Origin of the sequence: Mycobacterium sp. (assembly GCF_036490025.1) — a bacterium.
GTDB lineage: Bacteria > Actinomycetota > Actinomycetes > Mycobacteriales > Mycobacteriaceae > Mycobacterium.
The window spans coordinates 1-21,796 of sequence record NZ_DASXEP010000145.1 but is presented as its reverse complement, the minus strand read 5'-3'; the positions used below and the strand labels follow the sequence as shown (position 1 = coordinate 21,796).

At 64.4% G+C, this 21,796-nt stretch carries 20 protein-coding genes; 15 read left to right on the top strand and 5 right to left on the bottom strand.

Annotation, left to right across the window (positions count from 1 at the left end; all coding sequences use genetic code 11):
- The first annotated feature begins 8 nt into the window (after positions 1–8).
- From VGG53_RS16490 to VGG53_RS16475, 4 genes are all read left to right on the top strand, one after another.
- The gene (locus VGG53_RS16490; protein WP_331519139.1) at positions 9–1,598 is read left to right on the top strand and encodes an MFS transporter; all 1,590 of its coding nucleotides are present in this window, start codon (positions 9–11) and stop codon (positions 1,596–1,598) included.
- Positions 1,599–1,778: 180 nt separating this feature from the next.
- Positions 1,779–2,891: a sulfate ABC transporter substrate-binding protein gene (locus VGG53_RS16485; protein ID WP_331519138.1), complete on the top strand. Its 1,113-nt coding sequence runs from the start codon at positions 1,779–1,781 to the stop codon at positions 2,889–2,891.
- Complete coding sequence (locus VGG53_RS16480; protein WP_331519136.1) at positions 2,888–4,684, top strand: SulP family inorganic anion transporter; 1,797 nt, start codon at positions 2,888–2,890, stop codon at positions 4,682–4,684. The genes VGG53_RS16485 and VGG53_RS16480 overlap by 4 nt, the downstream gene beginning before the upstream one ends.
- A gap of 22 nt (positions 4,685–4,706) precedes the next feature.
- Entirely contained in the window at positions 4,707–5,936 is a 1,230-nt protein-coding gene (locus VGG53_RS16475) for an APC family permease (RefSeq protein WP_331519135.1), read from the top strand.
- Positions 5,937–5,947: 11 nt separating this feature from the next.
- Here the strand turns inward: VGG53_RS16475 and VGG53_RS16470 are convergent, their stop codons facing one another.
- On the bottom strand, positions 5,948–7,165 hold the full coding sequence (locus tag VGG53_RS16470; protein ID WP_331519134.1) for a GNAT family N-acetyltransferase: 1,218 nt from the start codon (positions 7,163–7,165) through the stop codon (positions 5,948–5,950).
- A gap of 171 nt (positions 7,166–7,336) precedes the next feature.
- Between VGG53_RS16470 and VGG53_RS16465 the strand changes: the two genes are divergently transcribed.
- From VGG53_RS16465 to VGG53_RS16450, 4 genes are all read left to right on the top strand, one after another.
- Entirely contained in the window at positions 7,337–8,431 is a 1,095-nt protein-coding gene (locus VGG53_RS16465; protein ID WP_331519133.1) for an LLM class flavin-dependent oxidoreductase, read from the top strand.
- A gap of 266 nt (positions 8,432–8,697) precedes the next feature.
- Positions 8,698–9,903, top strand: a complete 1,206-nt coding sequence (locus VGG53_RS16460) for an LLM class flavin-dependent oxidoreductase (RefSeq protein WP_331519132.1) — start codon at positions 8,698–8,700, stop codon at positions 9,901–9,903.
- Positions 9,904–9,930: 27 nt separating this feature from the next.
- Positions 9,931–11,325 (top strand): NtaA/DmoA family FMN-dependent monooxygenase, encoded by a 1,395-nt coding sequence (locus VGG53_RS16455; RefSeq protein ID WP_331519131.1) that lies wholly within the window; start codon positions 9,931–9,933, stop codon positions 11,323–11,325.
- A gap of 5 nt (positions 11,326–11,330) precedes the next feature.
- The gene (locus VGG53_RS16450) at positions 11,331–12,455 is read left to right on the top strand and encodes an LLM class flavin-dependent oxidoreductase (protein ID WP_331519130.1); all 1,125 of its coding nucleotides are present in this window, start codon (positions 11,331–11,333) and stop codon (positions 12,453–12,455) included.
- A gap of 15 nt (positions 12,456–12,470) precedes the next feature.
- Here VGG53_RS16450 and VGG53_RS16445 read toward each other — a convergent pair whose 3' ends face one another.
- The gene (locus VGG53_RS16445) at positions 12,471–13,331 is read right to left on the bottom strand and encodes an aldo/keto reductase (RefSeq protein WP_331519129.1); all 861 of its coding nucleotides are present in this window, start codon (positions 13,329–13,331) and stop codon (positions 12,471–12,473) included.
- Positions 13,332–13,879: 548 nt separating this feature from the next.
- Here VGG53_RS16445 and VGG53_RS16440 point away from each other — a divergent pair.
- Positions 13,880–14,707 carry an inositol monophosphatase family protein gene (locus VGG53_RS16440; RefSeq protein WP_331519128.1) on the top strand — a complete coding sequence of 276 codons (828 nt, stop codon included), beginning with the start codon at positions 13,880–13,882 and terminating at the stop codon, positions 14,705–14,707.
- A gap of 6 nt (positions 14,708–14,713) precedes the next feature.
- Here VGG53_RS16440 and VGG53_RS16435 read toward each other — a convergent pair whose 3' ends face one another.
- Together VGG53_RS16435 and VGG53_RS16430 are read right to left on the bottom strand one after the other, a co-directional pair.
- Positions 14,714–16,291 (bottom strand): cytochrome bc complex cytochrome b subunit, encoded by a 1,578-nt coding sequence (locus VGG53_RS16435; protein WP_331519127.1) that lies wholly within the window; start codon positions 16,289–16,291, stop codon positions 14,714–14,716.
- A 120-nt stretch (positions 16,292–16,411) separates the two neighbouring features.
- Positions 16,412–16,678: a YdeI/OmpD-associated family protein gene (locus tag VGG53_RS16430; protein WP_331519126.1), complete on the bottom strand. Its 267-nt coding sequence runs from the start codon at positions 16,676–16,678 to the stop codon at positions 16,412–16,414.
- A gap of 117 nt (positions 16,679–16,795) precedes the next feature.
- On the opposite strand from VGG53_RS16430, the gene VGG53_RS16425 reads away from it, so the two are divergent.
- The 3 genes from VGG53_RS16425 (at position 16,796) to VGG53_RS16415 (ending at position 18,368) form a co-directional block, all read left to right on the top strand.
- Positions 16,796–17,605: a helix-turn-helix transcriptional regulator gene (locus tag VGG53_RS16425; RefSeq protein WP_331519156.1), complete on the top strand. Its 810-nt coding sequence runs from the start codon at positions 16,796–16,798 to the stop codon at positions 17,603–17,605.
- Positions 17,606–17,624: 19 nt separating this feature from the next.
- A complete protein-coding gene (locus VGG53_RS16420; protein ID WP_331519125.1) occupies positions 17,625–17,978 on the top strand; it encodes a glyoxalase superfamily protein in 354 nt (117 codons plus the stop codon).
- Between the two features lie 66 nt (positions 17,979–18,044).
- Entirely contained in the window at positions 18,045–18,368 is a 324-nt protein-coding gene (locus tag VGG53_RS16415) for a PE-PGRS family protein (RefSeq protein WP_331519124.1), read from the top strand.
- Positions 18,369–18,462: 94 nt separating this feature from the next.
- On the opposite strand, the gene VGG53_RS16410 is transcribed toward VGG53_RS16415, so the two are convergent.
- Positions 18,463–19,038, bottom strand: coding sequence for a hemerythrin domain-containing protein (locus VGG53_RS16410; RefSeq protein ID WP_331519123.1), 576 nt, complete (start codon positions 19,036–19,038; stop codon positions 18,463–18,465).
- A 135-nt stretch (positions 19,039–19,173) separates the two neighbouring features.
- On the opposite strand from VGG53_RS16410, the gene VGG53_RS16405 reads away from it, so the two are divergent.
- From VGG53_RS16405 to VGG53_RS16395, 3 genes are all read left to right on the top strand, one after another.
- The gene (locus tag VGG53_RS16405) at positions 19,174–19,893 is read left to right on the top strand and encodes a CoA pyrophosphatase (RefSeq protein WP_331519122.1); all 720 of its coding nucleotides are present in this window, start codon (positions 19,174–19,176) and stop codon (positions 19,891–19,893) included.
- A gap of 89 nt (positions 19,894–19,982) precedes the next feature.
- Positions 19,983–21,440 (top strand): aldehyde dehydrogenase family protein, encoded by a 1,458-nt coding sequence (locus VGG53_RS16400; protein ID WP_331519121.1) that lies wholly within the window; start codon positions 19,983–19,985, stop codon positions 21,438–21,440.
- Between the two features lie 29 nt (positions 21,441–21,469).
- A partial coding sequence (locus VGG53_RS16395; protein WP_331519120.1) for a hypothetical protein occupies positions 21,470–21,796 on the top strand: 327 nt, incomplete at its 3' end.

The following is a 21,796-nucleotide window of genomic DNA, read 5'->3' as shown; positions in this document are numbered from 1 at the left end:
TCGACGCGTTGACCCAACGGCGGCCCGACGGCGACTTCGCGCTCGGCGGCCTGTCAACACGGTCCCGGCTCTGGCTCCTCACGGTCGCATGCTTCGGCGTGTTGCTGGTGATCTCCTCGATGGTGGCGCTGAACACCGCGCTTCCCGACATCGCGATCGCCACGTCGGCCACCCAGGCCCAGCTGACCTGGATCGTCGACAGCTACACCCTGGCGCTCGCCTGCCTGCTGTTGCCGGCTGGAGCACTTGGTGACCGCTACGGCCGACGCGGCGCGATGCTCGTGGGTCTTGCCATATTCGGTGCGGCATCTTTGGTACCGGCCGTTCTGTCCGACCCCATGGTCGTCGTCGTTTCCCGCGGGGTCGCCGGTGCCGGCGCGGCGCTGATCATGCCCGCCACGCTGTCCTTGATCACCGCTGCTCACCCAAAAGACCAGCGGAACAAGGCAGTTGGCATCTGGGCCGGGGTCGCCGGATCGGGAGCTGTCGCTGGGATGCTTGGGTCCGGCGGACTGCTGAGCTTCTGGTCGTGGCACGCGATCTTCTGGGCGTTCGCGGGTGCGGGGCTGACCATTTTCGTGCTGACGTTGACCATCGCGAGTTCCCGGGATGCCGACGCGAAACCATTGGACTGGCGCGGCGCCCTGGTCATCGGCGGCGCCGTGGCGACACTTGTGTTCGGCATCCTTGAGGCGCCGACACGCGGGTGGACCCACCCACTGGTGGTTACCAGCATCGGCGTGGGCCTGCTGTCGGGTCTGGCCTTCGGATTTGTCGAGGTGCGGCAGCGTTATCCGCTGTTGGATGTGCGGCTGTTCGCGGTGCCCGCATTCGCGGCCGGCGCGGCCACGATCACGGTGTTCTTCCTGTCGATGTTCGGCTACATGTTCCTGCTGATGCAGTACATGCAGCTGATCCTCGGATACAGCCCGAACAAGACGGCGCTTGCGCTGAGTCCCATCCTTGGGCCGATGCTGGTGCTGTCTGTGCTGTCGTTCTGGTATCTACCCCGGCTCGGCTTGCGCGCGGTCGTGTTCAGCGGGCTCATGCTCATAGCGTTCGGGCTGATTTGCCTCCTCGGCGTGAAGGCCGGCTCGCCCTACTGGCGAGCCGCGTGGCCGATGCTGGTGCTGAGCACCGGTATCGGATTGTGCACCGCGCCAACGACGTCGGTGATCATGACAACCGCTCCCGATGACAAGCAGGGGGTGGCCTCGGCGGTCAACGATGCGACGCGAGAAATCGGCGCCGCGCTCGGTATCGCGCTCGCCGGATCGATGTTGGCCGCACAGTATGCGAAGACGTTGGCTCCCAACCTAATTGGATTCCCGAAACCGGTCGGCGACTCCGCCTCCACATCGCTGGGTCAAGCGCTGGAGGTCGCGCGACGACTGGGGCCGGCGGGTGCCCGCCTGTCCGACCTCAGCAAGGCGGCGTTCATCGAGGCCATGCATTCGTCGCTGTTGGTGCTGGCCATTCTGATTGCGGTGAGCGCTGTCCTAATAGGACTGTGGGCACCGGGGCGTGACGACCGACAGTTACGGGTCGTGCGTCAGCTCCTGGTGCGGCGACGCCGTCGTCGTACCGGATCCGACTGACGTAAAACCCTGCGGCGCAGGCTAAGTGGGGGACGCGGTAGGTCGCCGCTTGTCGGACCGGCCGTTGCAATCAGGCTGATTTACACCGCTGCCTATCCCAGACCCGGTCACTAGGCTGCAAATCCCAGGCGCCGGTGGCCGGCAACTTTCACGATTCCGGTTATAGGTATGGAGGCGGCAATGACAGAGCCGACGCAGGGATCGTCGCGCTGGCGAAAAGCGCTATTTTCCGTACCCCGCCTCAATATCGTCGGCGTCGTCGCCATTGTCCTGGCGGCAAGCCTCCTCGCGATACACAACCTGCACCACGACAATTCGCCGGACCAGATTCTCAATGTCTCCTACGACCCGACCCGGGAACTATACGCAGCGCTGGACAAAACCTTCGTCGACCAATACCGGCGACAAACCGGCGTTACGGTGGAAGTCAAGCAATCTCACGGCGGTTCCGGACGCCAGACAGCTGACGTCATCGCTGGGAAGCAGAAGGCCGACGTCGTGTCGTTGGCGTTGCTGAGTGATGTCGACGCGTTGCGCAAGCGTGGACTCGTAGCACCGGATTGGCAACAACGTCTACCCAACCATTCCGTCCCCTATACGTCGACGATCGTGTTCGTGGTGCGCAAGGACAATCCGAAGGGGATTCACGACTGGCCGGACCTGATCAAAGATGACGTCGAGGTCGTCTCGCCTGACCCGCGCACCTCTGGCAACGGCAAACTGAGCGTCTTGGCCGCCTGGGGTTCGGTCACCACTCGTGGAGGCAGCGATGCGCAGGCTTCCGACTTCGTCAGGGCGCTGCTGCGTCACGTCGCGGTCGCCGACCCGGGCGCTCGCGGTGCAGCCACCACCTATGCGGTCGAAAAGATCGGCGACGTGCATCTAACCTGGGAGAACGAGGCACTACGCGAGGTCGCGGAAGACAAGGACGAACTCGAAATCGTCTATCCGCCAGTCAGTATCCGAGCCGAGCCGGCGGTTGCCTGGGTCGATGCGAACCTGGAGAACAAGAAGATCGCGACGTACGCCAAGGCGTATCTGGAGTATCTCTACACCGACGCCGCGCAGGAGACCATCGCCCAGTACGGCTATCGCCCGCTCAAGCCGGAGATCTTGGACAGGCACAAGGACCGGTTACCCGCCATCGAACTGTTCCCGATCTCTGCGATCGCCAAAGACTGGTTTGACGCGCGAGAAAAATTCTTCGGCAGCAACGGTATCTACGACGTGGTCTCCTCTGCTCCGGCCAGAAATGCGTCGGCACACCATCGGCGAAAGACGGACAAACCATGAGTATTTCGCAGAGCTGGAAGAGTCTGGACTACACCGGGGACAAAGCCCGCCGTGATCTGATTGCCGGGCTCACGGTTGCGGCGGTGTCGCTGCCGCAAGGCATCACCTACGCATTGGTGGCCGGCGTCGATCCCAAATTCGGGGTCTACTCGGCGATCGTCGTGACGTTCGTCGCGTCAGTCTTCGGGTCGTCCTCCCACCTCATCAATGGACCCACGAGTGCGATATCGCTGCTGGTGTTCAGCTCGTTGGCATTCCTCGACCCCGAGAATCGCACGGTCCTGTTCGAGGCGCTGTTCCTACTGGGTGTTCTCGTCGGCGCATTCCAAATACTCATTGCCGTGTTCAAACTCGGTGACCTGACTCGATATATCTCCGAATCGGTCATCCTGGGCTTCCTGCTGGCAGCGGCATTATTGATCGCGGTGGGTCAGCTCGGTAACGCGCTGGGCGTGAAGGACCAAGGCAACGGGCGCATGCCGTTGTTCAAGCGCACCTACCTCACCCTGTTTCACGGAGACGCGATCAACTACCGCGCGTTGGTGATCAGTGTGGCGACCGTGGTACTCGCGGTCGTTTTCCGTCGGCTGATCAAACGCTTTGGTCTGCCACAGCTGGACTTGCTGGCGGTGCTCGTCTTCGCAGCCCTGATCGCCTACGTCGCCGGATGGTCGACCGAAAATCACGCCGGCAAAACCGCTGTGGCGCTGACCGCGAAAATCCCGCAGAGTCTGCCCGCGCCGCATATCCCGTCCGTGCAACTCAGCGAAATAGGCCAGCTGTCTGAAGGCGCCCTTGCCATCGCGTTCATCGGCCTGCTCGAGGCGCTCTCGATCGCGAAGGCGATCGCTTACCAAAGTGGTCAGAAGCTCGACTACAATCGGCAGATCATCGCCGAGGGTCTGGCCAACCTGGCCGGGGGCTTCTTCCAGGCCGTTCCGGGGTCGGGTTCGGTGTCACGCTCGCCGATCAACTTCCAGGCCGGCGCGGTCACCCGATTCTCTGGAGTGATCGCCTCCATAGCGGTCGCCGTGGCCGTGCTGTTGTTCGCGCCGTTGCTGCATTACATGCCGCGGGCAGCGCTGGCGGGTCTTCTGCTGATCACCGCGGCGCGACTGATCGATTACAAGCGGCTGCGGTACGCGTTAAGAGCATCCCGTTATGACGCGGGGCTGGTCCTGCTCACCGCGTTCACCGGAGTGCTGATCGACTTGGACACCGCAGTGCTGCTCGGTGTCGCCCTGTCGATCCTGCTGTTCGTGCCGCGCGCGGCGAAGCTGAAGGCCAGGGAGTTGGTGGTAGCTCCAGACCGAGTGGTCCGCGAACGAGTGCCGGGTGATCCCGCCGACCCGTCCATCATCATCTACGATTTCGAGGGCGAGCTATTCTTCGGTGCCGCACCCGAACTCGAGCGTTACCTGGAAGCGTTGGGGGAGCGGATCAAAAAAGAAGACATCAAGTTCCTGGTGTTGCGGGTCAAGCGGGTGCGCCACCCGGATGCTGTTGTCATCGAGCGGATCGAGAAGTTCGTACGGGAGGAATCCGACCGCGGCGTGACCGTACTGCTGGCGGGTGTGCAAAGCGACCTGTGGACGCTGCTGACCAATGTCGGATTCGACCAGTGGTTCCCGTCCGAGCGGGTTTTCCCCGAAGAGGACGAGGAATTTTCGGCGACGTTGAAGGCCGTGCGTTACGCCCACGCGTTACGTGGCTTCGACGAATCCGGTGGGCAGATTGTGGCGGATGCCGTCGCCACCAACGGCGACGCCAAGCATTACTACTACCTCGTATAGATTGCAGACGTATTCTCGCCCAATGGCATTGGGCGAGGTTCAGTTGGAGCGTCGCCTCGGCACCACCGACGCCGTCGTGCTGGGGCTAGGTTCGATGATCGGTGCCGGTGTCTTCGCGGTACTGGCCCCGGCTGCAGCGGTTGCGGGGAACAACTTGCTGGTCGGTTTGGCAGGGGCGGCGGTGATCGCGTACTGCAACGCGACGTCAACTGCACGCTGCGCCGCCCGCTATCCCGAGTCGGGCGGCGCCTATGTGTACGGGCGCCGCCGACTCGGCCATTTCTGGGGGTATCTGGCCGGGTGGGGTTTTGTCGTCGGCAAGACGGCGTCCTGCGCAGCGGCGGCCTTGACCGTCGGCTCTTACGCCTGGCCCGCTCAAGCGCATGCGACCGCGGTTGTGGCGGTGATTGCATTGACGACGATCAACTACGCCGGGATCCAGAAGTCGGTACTCGTGACGCGGATCATCGTGGCCGTGGTGCTAGCGTCGCTGGCCGCAGTGGCGATCCTCGCGCTGACCGCTCCACACACTCACTTCGACCGTATCGCCATCGGTGCCGGCGCGAGCATTCACGGCGTGCTGCAGGCGACGGGATTGCTGTTCTTTGCGTTCGCCGGTTACGCGCGGATCGCGACCCTGGGTGAGGAGGTACGCGATCCGGCGCGCACCATCCCACGCGCTATCCCATTGGCGTTAGGGATCGCACTGGTCGTGTACGCCGTTGTCACGGTTGCGGTGCTCAGCGTGCTGGGCGGCCCGCGGCTGGCACAGTCTGCAGCGCCGCTTGCCGATGCGGTGCGAGTCGCCGGCGTAGTCGGATGCGAACCTGCAGTTCGAGCTGTTGCAGTGTTGGCAGCGCTCGGGTCGCTGCTTGCACTGATTCTCGGCGTCTCTCGCACGACATTCGCGATGGCGCGCGATCGCTATCTACCGCGACAGCTTTCGGCCGTGCATCGCAAATTCAAGACCCCCTATCGCGCGGAGGTTGCGGTAGGCGTCGTCGTGGCCATCTTGGCCGGAACGACCGACGTCCGCAGTGCCATTGGGTTCTCGTCGTTCGCAGTCCTGGTGTACTACGCGATCGCCAACGCCTCAGCGTGGACGCTTGGCGGCAGGATAATCCCGACGATGGGATTCATCGGCTGCGTGGTCGTCGCCTTGGCGTTGCCGCTCAATTCGGTTATCCTGGGCACCGTCGTAATGCTCATCGGCGTGACTGTATATGTGCTGCGTCGCCGACTGCCATCCTGAAAGATATTGCGTTAGAAGAAGAAACCCGCGTACGGCGCGTCGCGCACCGCGAACAGCCGTTCGGCCACCTCGAGAGCGGCCGCATCATCGGCGCGGGCCAACCCGGTGACCGCCAGGCTGCGCCAGGTCGCGCCGCCGAGCAGAACGGCGGCGAGCCCCGCAACACCGACGTGAAGTTGCGGGCGCTGGTCCGTCCGTTGGGCGCCGTCGCCCGCGATGGTTACGCTGACCGAATTGTCCGCCAGCAGCGGGTCATCGACAGCGATGGTCACGGTGCCGTGTCCTTCGTATTGCCTTGCCGTCAACGCCTTTTCGACGTCGACGACACGGAGCCACGTCTCGTCGTGTACGGCAGTTACCCGCAACGCCCGACGATCGAGAAGCAGCCATGGCAGCGGATCGTCGACCGGCAGCATCCAAAACATCACCCGGTCAATGAGATCGAGCCCGAGTAGGAAACGCAGCAGCCCAAGATATGCCGCGATGTCAGGTGCGAAGAAGTCTTCGACCACGATGGAACGCTGATCGTTGACGAACCAGGTCTCGACGTCGATGGGACGGTAGCGGGCGAAGCCTGTTTCGGAACCCGGCTCACCGTGTACTGCGACATACCAAGGTCCCGAAGATGATTCGGTGCGTAGCCGCAGGCCTTGCCACCACACGTCGGGGCGGTCGATAGTTCCCGGGCGGGAGGGACGATTCTGCGAATAGATCCGGGGCAGCACATCCCAGACTTGCGTGGCGTCCAATAGTCGCACCGAACCTCCGGCCCCGACGCCTGGACGCAGTGCCGCACGTGCCGTCCGGACTTCGACGCTTTGTACTGAGCTCGCCACACCGTAGCCGTACCGTTCGTAGATCGTCGCCTGCGACGCCCGCAGCGTCGCGACCACCTCCCCGCGCGCGGCGAAGTCGTGAAGCTGGTGACGGATGAGATCGGTGGCGATGCCCTTTCGGGTGAACGACGGCAGCACGCCGATGTGCGTCACAGCCGCGTGGCTCACGATTGTTCCGCCGGGAAGGGTCAGTCCGCTCGTCACGGCGTCAGCGGTGCCAACGAGTCGGTCCTCGACGAATGCTCCGACGGTACGGCCAGGCTCGAGCAACGTGGTGATCTGGCCGGGTGCCAGATTCGACAGCGGCGGAAACCCGATCATCGCGGTGCGAAACACATTAGCCGCGGCGACGAGGTCGGCTTCGCTGTCGAGCACGCGGATCTGGGTGGTCATGCCCACATCATCTACCGCACCCGCCGCCGAACGCCGCCGGGGCTGTTGTCGACATCGGGGTCGCGCCAAACGCCGGGTGAAGGTACTGGAAGCCGCCCGGTGCAGGATGGGTTAAATCCGCCCGGAATGCAACTTGTTCTCTATCCGTGCAGACCCTAGCGTCGTTCCCAGATGTCTCCTCGTTTCTTCTGGTTCCTGCCCACCACCGGCGACGGCCGCGCGATCGTCGGCGGGTCGCATGCATCGTCAAACCGCGAAATTCCGAATGGATATCGGCCACCCAGCCGCCGTTACCTCGCCGAAGTGGCGCGGGCCGCCGACCGGCTTGGTTACGAGGGCGTGCTGACCCCGACCGGGACGTGGTGCGAAGACGCGTGGCTCACCTCGGCTGCCCTGTTGGCGGAGACCGAGAGGCTGAAGTTCCTGGTCGCATTTCGCCCCGGACTGGTGCCACCCACGCTGGCCGCGCAGCAGACCGCGACGCTGCAACGCTTCTCCGAAGGCAGGGTGCTGCTCAACGTCGTCAGCGGCGGCGACGACGCCGAACAACGCCGTTTCGGTGACTTTCTCAACCACGACGAGCGCTACGCGCGCACCGCCGAATTCCTGCAGATTGTCACGTCGGTGTGGACGCAGGATTCGGTGGACTTCACCGGCAAGTACTACACCGTTGCCGATGCACGAGTCTCGGCGCCACCAAATCCCTTGCCGCAGATCTACTTCGGCGGGTCTTCGGCGGCGGCTCTGCCGATCGCGGCCGAGTTCGCCGACGTCTACCTCACCTGGGGTGAGCCGCCGCAGTCCGCGGCCGCCAAGGTCAACAAGGTGCGGGAACAGGCTGCCGCGCGTGGCCGGACGGTTCGGTTCGGTATCCGGCTGCACACCATCAGCCGCGACACCTCCGATGCCGCCTGGGCCGTGGCCAACGAGATGCTCGCCGATCTTACCGACGAGCAGGTCGCCAAAGCCACAGCGCTGCATGCCAAGTCGGAATCCGAGGGGCAGCGAAGGATGACCGCGTTGCACGGCGGCCGGCTCGACAAGCTCGAGATCTATCCGAACCTGTGGGCCGGGGTGGGTCTGGTCCGTGGTGGTGCCGGAACAGCGCTGGTGGGCAGCCATAGAGAAGTCGCGAACCTGATCGGCGAATACCATTCGCTGGGCTTCGATGAGTTCATCTTGTCGGGCTACCCGCACTTGGAGGAGGCGTACTGGTTCGCCGAGGGCGTGCTGCCGCTGCTGAGCAACACCGCCTCCACGGCCTAGGCATCGACTTTGCAATCGGGATGATTTCAACGTCGGCCCGCCTACCGGCTGGTAGCTGCCGGTCGCAGTGATCCAATGCTTCTGCGCGACCGCATTTGCCTGGATAGGCTTTCAGTCGCACGTCCCCAGCGTCGGCCGGCCAAACCCACGGCGTCTGCGGGGCCGGCCCGGAATCTAACGGCGATTCCGCTCGTTGGAAACCACAGGCCGTGCCGCGGCCGCCGTGTTGGTTGCATGGTCATCTCCATTAGGAAGGCAAGTCGGTAATGCCTGATTCGTCGACACCCATCCACCTCGCCGTGGCGCTCGACGGCGCCGGCTGGCACCCCGCCGCGTGGCGTGAAGCCGATGCTCGACCGGCCGAGCTGTTCGACGCGGGTTACTGGGCTGATCTGGTCGCCGAAGGAGAACGCGGCTTGCTGGACTTCGTGACGATAGAAGACTCGCTGGGTCTGCAGTCCGACGATCACTTCGAGCCCGACGATCGGACCGATCGGGTCCGGGGCAGGTTGGACGCGGTGCTCATCGCTGCCCGAATTGTCCCGCGCACCAGCAGGATTGGGATCGTGCCCACTGCGGCGATCACCCAGACCGAGCCCTTTCACATGTCGAAGTCGATCGCCACGCTCGACTACGTCAGCACCGGGCGGGCCGGTGTCCGTGTTCAGATCTCAGCACGTCACGACGTGGCAGCGCACTTCGGGCGTCGCGCGCTGCCGAAGCTTTCGGCCAGTGCGATCAATGATCCGGCTGTGCAGCACCAACTCAACGAATATTTGGCTGAGGCCGCCGATTACGTTGAGGTGCTGCGGCGACTGTGGGACAGCTGGGAGGACGACGCGGAGATCCGCGACGTCGCAACTGGACGGTTCATCGACCGGGACAAGCTGCACTACGTTGATTTCGAAGGACGCTGGTTCTCCGTCAAGGGGCCCTCGATTACGCCACGCCCACCGCAGGGTCAGCCGATCGTCGCTGCACTGGGCCACGGTGGCGTCTCCTACCAGCTGATCGCTTCGAGCGCCGACGTGGGATTCGTTACCCCGCAGGATTCCAGCCAGGTCGCAGACATTGCCGTCGAGATTACCGGGCTACAACGGGCGGTCGGGCGAAGCGAGGGGTCGGTACACCTCTTCGGCGACCTAGTGGTGTTCCTCGACGACGACGCCAAGGCAGCTCGGACGCGGCGGAGCCGACTCGATGATCGAGCCGGCTCCGAATACCGAAGCGACGCTGATATTTTCGTCGGTACTCCAGCAGAGCTGGCCGACCTGTTGCAGGACTGGCATGCCGCCGGGTTGTCCGGGTTTCGGCTGCGGCCCGCGGCGCTGCCACATGACCTCATCCAGATCACCGAGGGCTTGGCGCCCCAATTGCGCCGACGGGGGCTCTTCCGCGCCGGCTACGAGGCCACCACCCTCCGCGGCTTACTCGGGTTGCCCCGTCCGGCCAACCGCTACGCGATCGCCTGATCCACCGACAACGAGGATTATCGTCCAATGAGCAAGCCGATAAAGCAGATTCACTTGGCGGCGCATTTTCCCGGCGTCAACAACACCACGGTGTGGAGCGATCCTGCGGCTGGCAGCCACATCGAATTCAGTTCGTTCGCGCAGTTCGCCCAGACGGCGGAGCGTGGCAAGTTCGACTTTCTGTTCCTCGCCGAAGGGCTGCGGCTTCGCGAACAGAATGGCCAGATCTACGATCTCGATGTGGTCGGCCGTCCCGACACCTTCGCCGTTCTTGCCGCACTCGCGGCCGTCACCGACAGACTGGGCCTTACCGGCACGATCAACTCGAGCTTCAACGAGCCCTACGAGGTGGCTCGGCAGTTCGCTTCGCTGGACCATCTGTCCGGGGGCCGGGCGGCCTGGAATGTGGTGACGTCCTGGGATGCGTTCACGGGCGAGAACTTTCGCCGCGGCGGGTTCTTGGCCGAGGACCAGCGCTACGAGCGGGCAAGGACATTCCTGCAGACGACACAGGAACTATTCGACTCCTGGCGCGGCGACGAGATTGTGGCGGACAAGGAAGCCGGCGTCTTCCTGTCGAATCCGCACGCCGGCGCATTTGCGCACCAGGACGGGCATTTCGACATCCGCGGTCGGTTCAACGTGCCAAGGAGTCCGCAGGGCCGGCCGGTGATCTTCCAAGCCGGCGACTCCGATCAGGGACGTGACTTCGCCGCCCAAGCCGCCGATGCGATCTTCTCCCGACACAGCACCCTGGGTGCCGGTCAAGCGTTTTACGAAGACGTCAAGGACCGTCTCGCCCGCTGTGGGCGCCGTCGTGACGAGTTGCTCATCCTGCCGGCCGCGACGTTCGTGATCGGCGACACCGACGCTGAGGCCGGCGAGATCGCACGGGAGGTGCGGCTGGCGCAGGTGTCGCCGCAGACCGCCATCAAGTTTCTCGAGCAACTCTGGAATCGTGATCTCTCCGACCACGATCCGGACGGCCCGTTGCCCAGCGTGGACCCCGTGGTGGGAGAGAACACCATCTCACGCGGCCGGGCCAGCGTCCGGATGTTCCGCGACTCGATCGCGATCGCCAACGACTGGCGGGCCAAGGCGGAGGCGGAAAATCTCACCACCCGCGAACTGATTGTCGAGGTGCTGGGCCGCCAATCCTTCGTCGGCTCGGCGGAAACCGTCGCGGCGACGATCAACGATTTCGTGCAGGCCGACGCCAGCGACGGCTTTATTCTAGTCCCGCACATCACCCCCGGTGGGCTTGATCCGTTCGTCGACCGGGTAGTGCCGCTGTTGCAGGAGCGCGGTGTGTTCCGCGCCGACTACACCGGCACCACGCTGCGTGACCACCTTGGCCTGGCCCCGTTGCCGGCGCCACGTCGAAACACCGACGCGGACAACGCCACCGGCGTGGCTTCCTAGAGCCTATGACAACGCTGGGAGTGCTCGACCTCGTCCCGATTTCATCGGGTTCGACTGCGCCGCAAGCCTTGCGCAACAGCATCGATCTCGCGCAGCAGACCGAAAGCCTTGGCTACACCCGTTATTGGTTCGCCGAACATCATCTCAATCCCGGGGTGGCGGGCACCTCGCCCGCCTTGCTGCTGGCCCTGACCGCCGCTGAAACCTCGACAATCCGGCTTGGTTCGGGTGCGGTGCAGATGGGGCACCGCACCGCGCTGTCCACGGTGGAGGAGTTCGGCCTGCTCGATGCGTGGCACCCCGGCCGATTCGACCTCGGCCTGGGGCGTTCCGGAGGTAAGCCGCGCGAGCCGGCGCCCACGGCAGCGGCTCCGACCCCGCGGGCGCTGGTCAACGGACGCACAACGAACGGATTGTTGATCCCGCCGAAGTTCGATCCCACGCCGCTGCTGAAGTCACCGCGCTTCGGGGTGCACAAGGCGTTGCTGCAGCTGCCAGGTGCCGAATCGCAGAACTACACCGAGCAGGTCGACGATATTCTCGCGTTGATCGCCGACACGTATCGGTCAGCGGACGGCGTGCAGGCCCACGTCGTGCCCGGCGCAGGCGCCGACCTACAGATCTGGATTCTGGGCAGCAGCGGCGGGGAGAGCGCCGCCGTGGCCGGTAACCGGGGTCTGCGCTTCGCCGCCAACTACCACGTGGCTCCGGCCGCCGTCCTGGAAGCGACCGACGGCTATCGGGCCGCGTTCACACCGTCGGCTGAGCTCGACCGGCCCTACGTCGCGGTCTCGGCGGACGTCGTTGTCGCTGACGACGAGGTCACCGCGCGTGAGCTGGCAACCGGGTACGGACTGTGGGTGCGCAGCATCCGCACCGCCGAGGGTGCCATCTCATTCCCCACCCCGGACCAAGCCCGCAGGCACGCCTGGAGCGATGCCGACCGGGAGTTGGTCGCGGACCGGGTCGAAACCCAATTCGTCGGTACCGCAGTGCAGGTGGCCGACCAACTCGAGCGGCTGCGCGACGCCACCGACGCCGACGAGTTGATCATCACGACGATCACGCACGACCACCGTGACCGGGTGCGGTCTTACCGGCTGCTCGCCGAGGAATGGGCACGCCGCTGAGCCGGCCGCGAACTCTCAGGTGCCGGTGAAGACCATCGGATCGTGCAACACCCGGGTGCCGTCGTGCAGAGCCTCGATCGCCGTCATGTGCTCGGGCTCCAAATTGAAGTCGAACACGTCCAGGTTCTCCGCGACCCGTTCGGGCTTTGACGACCGCGAGACCACCACGTTGTCCAGTTGCAGATTCCAGCGCACGAGCACCTGGGCAGGCGAACGGCCGTACTCGGCGGCAATCGACGTGACCGTCGGTTCCTCGATCAGCCGACCGACACCCAGCGGGCTGTAGGACTGCGTGGTGACATCGCACTCGGCGTGGTGCTGACGCAGCTCAGCCTGGTTCAGTCGAGGGTGCAGCTCGATCTGGTTGACGGCGGGAACCTCGGCGGTTTCCTCGATCACTGTGGCGAGGTGCTCCTTGGTGAAGTTCGATACGCCGATCGAGCGGACGTGACCCTGCTCCCTGGCCTGGATCATGCCCTCGAAGCTCTCCACGTACTTGCCCAGCGCCGGCGCCGGCCAGTGGATCAGGTAGAGGTCCAAGTAGTCGAGCCCGAGTCGATCCAGGCTGGCCTTGCAGGATGCCTGCGCACTGTCGAAGCCCTGCTTGGAGGTGCCCAGCTTGGTGGTGACGAAGAGCTCCTCACGCGCAATGCCCGACGCCGCGATGGCGCGACCGACGGCCTCTTCGTTGCCGTACGCGGCGGCCGTGTCGATCAGTCGGCAGCCGGCCTCGATCGCGGCAACCACCGAACTTTCCGTTTCTGCGTCCGACAGCTTGGCCACCCCGAGGCCGAGCACCGGCATCCGTGCTTCGTCGTTGAGTGCGACCGTAGGGATCGCGGTGGGCGTAGTGAATCGTTCGTCTATCGCGGTCATTTCTCATCCCTGCCTGCGAGTGTGCTTCGTGGATTGACTGGACAACGATCGCGCCGGCAGCCCCCGTCAAGGTCGGACTTCGCTGCCCATTCCGCGCGAAACACCAAAATCGAACACCCCTAACGCCTTTGGGTTGCGCGCGGATCGCCGAGGTCGATCGCTGAAGACGGTAACCGACTTACTGCCGAAGCTCACGGACAGAACCACTGGAATGCGCGATAGCAAAAGGGTTGCGCCACCGAAAGTTAGGCTTCGCCTGCCAGTACTATCATTCAGGCTTCACCAAGCAATTATGTGACGTCGACTACAGAAGCCGAGCAAGCCGACGCGAGCTTGGGTTAAACATGCGCGCCACGTGACGTGGGTCACCATCGAATGATGCTGTAACACAAGGGAAACCTGAAGACGAAGGCACCCCGCGCGTCGCCGAATTGGAAGTGGCATCGCAGAGCCGTTATGCTCGGCGGACGCTGACATATGGCCGCCCCTATATCTTCCGCCGTTACCCACTTGCGCGACTACTAATGGAAGCGAGGCGAGTCCGCAACATGAAGACGCACCAGGAGTTCCTCGAAATAGCTTGGCGGGCAGCACAAATCGGCGCCAAAACTCTTGGAACGTCGCAGCCTGGCACTGTGAAGCACAAGGGCGACCGCGATTTGGTCACCGATATCGACCTCGCGATTCAGCATGAGATCGCCGACTTCCTCAGCCGGATCACGCCCGACATCCAACTACTTGCTGAAGAATTTGCACAACAGCCAGACATCGCCATGTCAGAGTGGCTCTGGGTGCTCGACCCCGTCGACGGGACGTCGAATTTCGCCCACGGACTGCCGCTGTGCGCGGTATCGCTGGCACTGTTGCATCGCGGCTCTGCGGTGGTTGCGGTCACCCACGCGCCTCTGCTGGGCCGCAGCTACCACGCGGTCAAAGACAACGGTGCATTCCTCAATGGTGAACCGATCACTGCCAGTCGCACCGGCAGCCTCAATGAGGCGATCGTGTCGCTGGGGGACTACGCCGTCGGCCCCGGGGCCGCCGTCCACAATCGGCAACGTCTGGCGCTCACCGCGGAGCTGGTGCCCCTTGTCGAACGCATCCGGATGATCGGGGCGGCGACGCTTGATCTCGCCTTCGTCGCCGAAGGTGCGCTGGACGCATGCGTCATGATGTCGAACAAACCGTGGGACACCGCGGCGGGCGCGCTGATGGCGCGCGAAGCCGGCGCGCTCGTCACCGATGCACACGGCCACCCGCACACGCACCGATCCGATTCAGTCGTCGCCGCGACTCCGGCGATCGCCGGTGAGCTGGCCGCGGTTATCCATACGGCCAGTTCGCTCAGTGCTCAGCGGGCGCATTCCGCGGGCTAGCTTCGATCAGCGATCCCGCAGCGCGGTGAGCCCGCGACGCTCGGCAGCGTGGTGGGCCTCGGATAGCGCGGCGTCCTCGGAGCTGGGGTCGGCGAACAGGAAGCTGCCGGAGCCGGGGGAGCCACCGGAGCCGAGCTTGTTCATTTTGGTAGGGACCGGAGCGCCCTGGTATTCCAGCGGTAAGGGTCCGAGTGGCTGGTGTAGTTCGACATAAGCGCCACGCGGCAAGCGTTTGATAATGCCGGTTTCGATGCCGTGCTCGAGCACGGCGCGGTCGCTGCGCTGCAGGCCGACACACCAGCGGTAGGTGATGAAGTAGACGATCGGCGGCAGCACGATCATGCCGATGCGCCCGATCCAGGTTGTCGCGTTCAGCGAGATGTGGAACTTCAGCGCGATGATGTCGTTCATCGCCCCGAGTGTGAGCACCGAGTAGAAGGCGATGGCCATCGCCCCGATCCCGGTGCGCACCGGCACATCCCGGGGACGCTGCAGCAGGTTGTGGTGGGCGTAGTCGCCGCTGAACCGCTTCTCCAGGAACGGATAGATGGTCAGCAGGGTGAAGACGATACCCATGATCAGCGCGGCACCGACGGCCGCCGGCACGGTGTGGCGGCCGATGTAGAGCTCCCACGCCGGCCACAGCCGCTGCAGGCCTTCGGTCCACATCATGTAGAAGTCCGGCTGCGATCCCGCCGACACGTGAGATGGCTGGTAGGGGCCCAGGTTCCAGATCGGGTTGATCTGCAGCAGCCCGCCCATCAGGCCCAGAATCCCGGTGATCAGTGCGAAGAAGGCGCCGGATTTGACCGCGAAGACCGGCATCACGCGCACGCCGACGACGTTGTGTTCGGTGCGGGCGGGGCCGGGGAACTGGGTGTGCTTCTGGAACCACACGAAGGCCAGATGCGCGCCGATCAGCGCCAGAATGATCGCCGGCAGCACCAGGACGTGCAGCGCATAGAGCCGGGGGATCAACGTGGTGCCGGGGAAGTCGCCGCCGAACAATGCCCAATGCAGCCACGTGCCGATCACTGGGAACCCCAACGTGATTGACGACAACGCGGCCCGCAGACCGATGCCGGACAGCAGGTCGTCGGGCAGCGAGTAGCCGAAGTAGCCCTCGAACATGGCCAGGATCAACAGCAGCGAACCGATGACCCAGTTGGCTTCACGCGGTCGTCGGAACGCGCCGGTGAAAAACACTCGGGCCAGATGCACCATGATCGACGCGGCGAACATCAACGCGGCCCAGTGGTGGACCTGGCGCACGAACAGACCGCCGCGCACTTCGAAGGTGATGTTGAGCGCCGACTCGTAGGCCTTGGACATCTCCAAACCGCGCAGCGGCTGGTACACCCCGTGGTAGGCGACCTCGGTCATCGACGGATCGAAGAAGAGCGTGAGGTATACGCCGGTGATCAGCAGGACGATGAAGCTGTACAGCGCGATCTCACCGAGCAGGAACGACCAGTGCGTCGGGAAGACTTTGTTGAGTTGGCGCCGCAGCGCAGCCGAGGGGTGATATCGCGCGTCAATGCCTTGGGCTTGGCGCACCGCGCTATCCGCTGGTCGGAGGTTCATGACAACCATCCCCTCACGGCTGAAACCGCTGCTACGCGGCCCCGGCCGAGGATCTACTATGCGACGTAGTACCACAAAGGGTAGTAGTAAAAGGATCGAGGGTAAAGGGCCAAGCGAGACTTATTTGCCGGTGCGTTCGCGATGCTTGCAGCCCGGCCAGCAGCAGGGTCGACGCTGGCCCTCTTCGAGTTCTTCCTGGGTCCGGCGAATCCGTCGCTCCCGGGTGGCCTGCTGCTTGGCGTCGTCGACCCAGCAGATGAACTCGTTGCGGGCCAACGGCGTGATGTCTTTCCAGGCGGCCAGCGCTGTGGAGTTGGCGAGCAGCGCCGTGCGTAGGTCCGCCGGAAGTTTGTGCACCACCCCGCCGGGCACTCGGTCGCCGCTCATGGCGCCAGCGTAAACCGAGGCGTGGCCGCTAACGTGGGAGTCGTGTCTGGCCACGAACCGGGTCGGGTCTGGGAATTCGTTACGGCGCCACCCCGCATCGCTCCCGGCGTCAGGTCGATGGTGGGGTATCGAGCCCTGGAAACTCCCGATGAGTTGCACCGCGGAATGCCGTCGTCGACGTTGACGTTCATCATCAGCCTCGACGATGGAGTGCAGGCGTCTGACTCCGCCGAGAGCCTTTGTGCCGCCCAACCGAATCCGCTGCTTCTGGGCGGACTGCAGGTGTGGGCCGCCCATGTCCGCCAGCATCGCGATCAAGCCGGCGTGCAGTTGGCGGTGCATCCACTCGCCGCGCGCGCCCTGTTCGGCGTGCCGAGTGCCGAATTGGATCCGGCGGAGTTGGACGCCACCGCGGTATTGGGCCGAGGCGGAATCGACTTGTGTCAGCGCGTGAGCGAGGCGCGCCACTGGGACGATGCATTCAGCTTTATTGCCGAGTATTTAGTGGACGCGTGGGTGTCTCGCGACCACACGAGGGTGCGGCCCGAAGTGGTTCACGCCTGGGAACTGTTGCAGCTCAGCCGTGGACGGGCCACGGTGAGCGCCGTAGCGGAGCAAGTCGGTGTGACCAGCCGGCACCTGACGACGCTCTTCCACCAGGAAGTCGGCCGATCGCCGAAGACGGTAGCGATGTTGATGCGTTTCGAGCATGCGACCGTGCGGATCTCGGATTCGGTGCGGCGTTGCGCGACAGTCGATCTGGCCGCTGTCGCCGCAGACGCCGGATACAGCGATCAAGCTCATCTAACTCGTGAATTTGCGAGGTTCGCCGGCGTACCGCCATGGCGCTGGGTTGCCGAGGAGTTCCGAAACATTCAAGACGGCGGCCATTCGTCCAGCGCACACTGCGAGCATGACTGTTGCTAATCCGACGCGGGAGAGACGCATGCAGGCCACCAAAATATTCGCCAACCTTCGAGTCGCCGACATCGAGGCAGCCAAGGCGTTCTATACCGACTACCTCGGGCTGAGTCACGAAGAATTCAACATGGGATGGGTGGCTCGCCTCGCCTCGGCCGACGCCGGGGCGAGATTACAACTGGTCACCGGCGACGCGACCGCTCCCGAAGACTCGGTGATTTCCGTCTGTACCGATGACATCGACGGGGCATACGCGGAAGCGCAAGAGCTCGGCTTCGAGATCGTGCATCCGCTGAGCACCGAAGCGTGGGGCCTGCGGCGGTTTTTCGTCAGGGCACCGGACGGAAATGTCATCAACATCGTGAATCATCACGACTGAAATTCGATGTTTTGGACGTGTGTGGAAGGGGGTATAACGCCCTGCATGTTGGAGAAACTCAGTTTCATGAAACCGTTCGTTGTTGGTGGAGCTGTTGCTGCAGCGATTGCTGTGATGCCTGTGGCGGCAGCCGAAGCGTCTAGCGGCGCGCTGGCGAGTGCGGGACCCACGCACAGCGTCTTCAAGCAGGATCCGGGCGGCAGCGGCTGCGATGCCAACGGCACCTGTGGCTCCGGCGGGCAGAACGGTGGTCCGGGCGGCGGTCCTGGCGGACAGGGTTGCGTACCGGGCGTCGGCTGCGGTTCCGGCGGTCAGTTCGCGGGTCCCGGTGGTGTGCCCGGGGGCATCGGATGTCTTCCGGGCGTCGGCTGCGGCAACGGCCACGGCTGAACCGCCCCATAGCAACTGACTCATGCGGCCTGGTGACCCCAGGCCGCAATGGGTCGTTCGGCCACTAGAGTCCCTCGGTGCGGGCAGGGCTGATCTACTCGCCCTTTAGGCTGCCGATGCCGAGCGAGAAGTCAGTGCGCGCCGACTGGGCCGCGCCTTCTTGTTCCTCGACGTAGCCTTCCGGATCGCGGTCGACGATCGGCAGTCCCTTGGCGGTTGGATGCTGCGCCATGAACTCGCGATATTGGCGTCCGAGTGCTTCGCGGAGGCCGATCGGTGCATGGCGACGGAAGTCGGCCAAGCCTTCCCGCTCTTCCTCGGCCATATGGTCATCGTTGGCCAGTCGGGTTCGAGCTACCGCTGCCCACCATTCTTCGGTGGCCATCGCGGCCGCATTCGCATCGCGCACGCCGTCGCGAATGTCGTTGTGGTCACCGATCGCATCGAGCGTTTCACCTTCGGGGTCATCCGCGCCGCGTTTGAGCAGTTGCGGATAGAAGACCTTCTCCTCGATGTAGGCGTGCACGTCCAGTTTGTCGGCAAGCGGACGCCATACCCGTTCCAGCGCGCGCTGATCGACCGGCGTCTGCGCCTGCAGATCGTCCAGCTTGGCGAACTGGTCACGAAACCAGTCGTGGTCGGCGAGGATCAACATGGTGATGTCCGCCATCCCGACCCACCACCTCCTTGGACCGCTCCGGGTCGCGGCAATCCGATCCGACGGCCGCATAAACAGTTAATCAGCACTTGACGCCGCCGTACCGAGCCGTCAGGAACCGGCGGCCCGTCGGCTTAGGCTCGGGTGGTGACAATCCTCTATGACGAGGCACTGCGCGAGCGGATCCGGGACCAGCTGGCGGCTCATGACCGCCGCGTCGTGGCCGACCCGACCAAGCGGCACGCGGCCGTCGCGGTCGTGCTCGTCGAATCGGAGGTCGGCGAGGACAGGATCGACCCGGCGCCGGTGGACGACTGGATCGCGGGACGGCCGTCGCCGGCGGCCGGTCTCGACGGTCGCATGGTCGGCGTATCCGGGGGTGCCGCGTTCCTGTTGTGCCGCAGGACTTCCCGCCTCAACTCGCACCCGGCGCAGTGGGCGCTTCCGGGTGGTCGGCTGGACCCGGGAGAGGATGCGGTCGACGCGGGCCTTCGCGAACTGGACGAAGAGGTCGGCATCAAACTTGCCGCGCCGGCCGTGTTGGGACTCCTCGACGACTATCCGACTCGGTCCGGATACGTCATCACTCCGGTGGTGCTCTGGGGAGGCGGACGGCTCGACCCGCAACCGGCACCCGATGAGGTCGTCGCGGTCTACCGCGTGGGGCTGCACCAACTGCAGCGTGCCGACTCGCCGCAATTCATCACCATCCCGGAAAGCCCCCGCCCGGTTGTGCAAATCCCGTTGGGAAACGACCTAATCCACGCGCCGACGGGTGCGGTGCTGCTGCAGCTGCGCTGGCTATGCCTGGAGGGGCGCCACGATCCGGTCGACGAGCTGGAGCAACCGGTTTTCGCTTGGAAGTAACCGCGGCCGCAACAGCTCGCCGGCCCTGGGCTACACTCATGCCCACCATCTCTACAGAGATAGAGTCGCAACGAAGCGAAGGGACCCCCGTGACGGTGCAGGACGTGCTGGACGACATCCGTAAGCGACCCGGCACCGGTCAGGTGATTCCGATCATCGACCCCGCCACCGAAGAGCAGATCACCGAATTCACCGATTGCGGTCCCGAAGCCATCGACGACGCGGTTGGCCGCGCCAAGGCGACCACCGAGTCTGGCGTGTGGTCCGGTATGCCCGACTACGACAGAGCCAAGGTGCTATGGCGGGTGGCCGATCTCATCGATGAGAACGCTGACATCCTCGCCGAGCTCGAATCGCTGAACGCCGGCATCCCGCCAGCGCAGGCGCAGATCATCACCAAGGTCGGGTCGGAGTGGTTCCGGTACTACGCAGGCTGGTGCACCAAGATCGACGGGATCGCGCGTGACGTGAATACCGGTGGCCTGACCGGTGTCGACTCGCATATGCATACCTACACGCTGCGCGAGCCCTACGGCGTGGTGGGCCTGATCTTCCCGTGGAACGGCCCGGTCTTCAACTTCTGCGCCAAGCTTGCGCCGTCACTGGCGGCCGGCTGCAGCAGCGTCGTCAAACCCGCTGAGGAAACACCACTTTCGGCGCTGGTCCTCGACCAGATCCTCGCCGAGGCCGGGGTGCCCGAGGGCGTCGTCAACTTGGTGAACGGCTACGGGCACACCGCGGGTGCGGCGATCACCGCGCATCCCGATGTCGAGAAGGTCGCCTTCACCGGGTCGACGGAAGTCGGGCGGGCGATCGTGCACGCCGCGGCCGACAGCAACCTCAACAAGATCACCCTCGAGCTCGGCGGCAAGTCTCCGGTGGTGGTCTTCGACGACGCCAACCTGGACCTGGCCATCCCGATGGCCTCGTTCGGTACCTTCATCCACTCCGGCCAGGCCTGTGTGTGCGGATCGCGCATCTTCGCCCAGCGCGGCGTCTACGAGCGGGTCGTGGAGGGAATCGCCAACATGGCCAACGTCATGCAGTTGGGCGGACCCAACGACGACGGCGCCATGGTCGGCCCGCTGATCAGCCAGAAGCAGCTCACCCGCGTCCTGGGTTACCTCGATCAGGCCAAGTCCGACGGCGCCGAGTTGGTCACCGGCGGGCACCGGCTGGACCGCAAGGGCTACTTCGTGCACCCGACCGTCGTCACCAACATCGACCCCGACACCAGCCGGTTGTTCCAGGAGGAGATCTTCGGGCCGGTCGTCACGATCCTTCCGTTCGACGACGAGGACGAAGCCGTCGCGTTGGCCAACAACAGCAGCTACGGGCTGGCGGCCACCGCGTGGACCAGTGACCTGGGTCGCGCGCACCGGATGGCCAAGCGGCTCAAGGCCGGAACCGTGGGACTGAACTGCCAGATGCAGTTCGACCACTCGATGCCCTTCGGTGGTTACAAGCAGTCCGGCTGGGGCTACGAGTCAGGCAAGGCGGGCATCGAGACCTACCTGCAGACGAAAATCGTTTGGGCGCAGATGTAATTGTGCCCGGGCCGCAGTAATGTGAACGCATGCTGGGCCGCCTGGTAAGCGCTTTTCAACGTTGGCAATATCGCAAGGGCCGTCCGGGATGGTCCGCGCGTGTCGCAAACCGCTTGGCCGCCTTGTCTTTAGCCAAGGGTATGGGGCCCAACGGAGCTGCCACGCTCGAAGTCCGGGGCCACAAATCGGGACGGATCGTTTCGTTCCCGGTGGTCGTCGCCGACTACCAGGGCGAGCGCTATCTGGTCTCCATGCTCGGCCAGAAGGCGAACTGGGTGCGCAACTTGCGCGCAGATAACCATGGGGTTTTGGTGCGCGGTCGGCGCGAAGAGGTGACGTTGGTAGAAGACCTGTCC

Bases quoted from the DNA above. Each gene is read 5' to 3' on its own strand.
- VGG53_RS16485 (WP_331519138.1), top strand. From the start codon at position 1,779: ATGACAGAGCCGACGCAGGGATCGTCGCGCTGGCGAAAAGCGCTATTT.
- VGG53_RS16480 (WP_331519136.1), top strand. From the start codon at position 2,888: ATGAGTATTTCGCAGAGCTGGAAGAGTCTGGACTACACCGGGGACAAA.
- VGG53_RS16475 (WP_331519135.1), top strand. From the start codon at position 4,707: ATGGCATTGGGCGAGGTTCAGTTGGAGCGTCGCCTCGGCACCACCGAC.
- VGG53_RS16470 (WP_331519134.1), bottom strand. From the start codon at position 7,165: ATGACCACCCAGATCCGCGTGCTCGACAGCGAAGCCGACCTCGTCGCC.
- VGG53_RS16465 (WP_331519133.1), top strand. From the start codon at position 7,337: ATGTCTCCTCGTTTCTTCTGGTTCCTGCCCACCACCGGCGACGGCCGC.
- VGG53_RS16460 (WP_331519132.1), top strand. From the start codon at position 8,698: ATGCCTGATTCGTCGACACCCATCCACCTCGCCGTGGCGCTCGACGGC.
- VGG53_RS16455 (WP_331519131.1), top strand. From the start codon at position 9,931: ATGAGCAAGCCGATAAAGCAGATTCACTTGGCGGCGCATTTTCCCGGC.
- VGG53_RS16450 (WP_331519130.1), top strand. From the start codon at position 11,331: ATGACAACGCTGGGAGTGCTCGACCTCGTCCCGATTTCATCGGGTTCG.
- VGG53_RS16445 (WP_331519129.1), bottom strand. From the start codon at position 13,331: ATGACCGCGATAGACGAACGATTCACTACGCCCACCGCGATCCCTACG.
- VGG53_RS16440 (WP_331519128.1), top strand. From the start codon at position 13,880: ATGAAGACGCACCAGGAGTTCCTCGAAATAGCTTGGCGGGCAGCACAA.
- VGG53_RS16435 (WP_331519127.1), bottom strand. From the start codon at position 16,291: ATGAACCTCCGACCAGCGGATAGCGCGGTGCGCCAAGCCCAAGGCATT.
- VGG53_RS16430 (WP_331519126.1), bottom strand. From the start codon at position 16,678: ATGAGCGGCGACCGAGTGCCCGGCGGGGTGGTGCACAAACTTCCGGCG.
- VGG53_RS16425 (WP_331519156.1), top strand. From the start codon at position 16,796: ATGGTGGGGTATCGAGCCCTGGAAACTCCCGATGAGTTGCACCGCGGA.
- VGG53_RS16420 (WP_331519125.1), top strand. From the start codon at position 17,625: ATGCAGGCCACCAAAATATTCGCCAACCTTCGAGTCGCCGACATCGAG.
- VGG53_RS16415 (WP_331519124.1), top strand. From the start codon at position 18,045: ATGAAACCGTTCGTTGTTGGTGGAGCTGTTGCTGCAGCGATTGCTGTG.
- VGG53_RS16410 (WP_331519123.1), bottom strand. From the start codon at position 19,038: ATGGCGGACATCACCATGTTGATCCTCGCCGACCACGACTGGTTTCGT.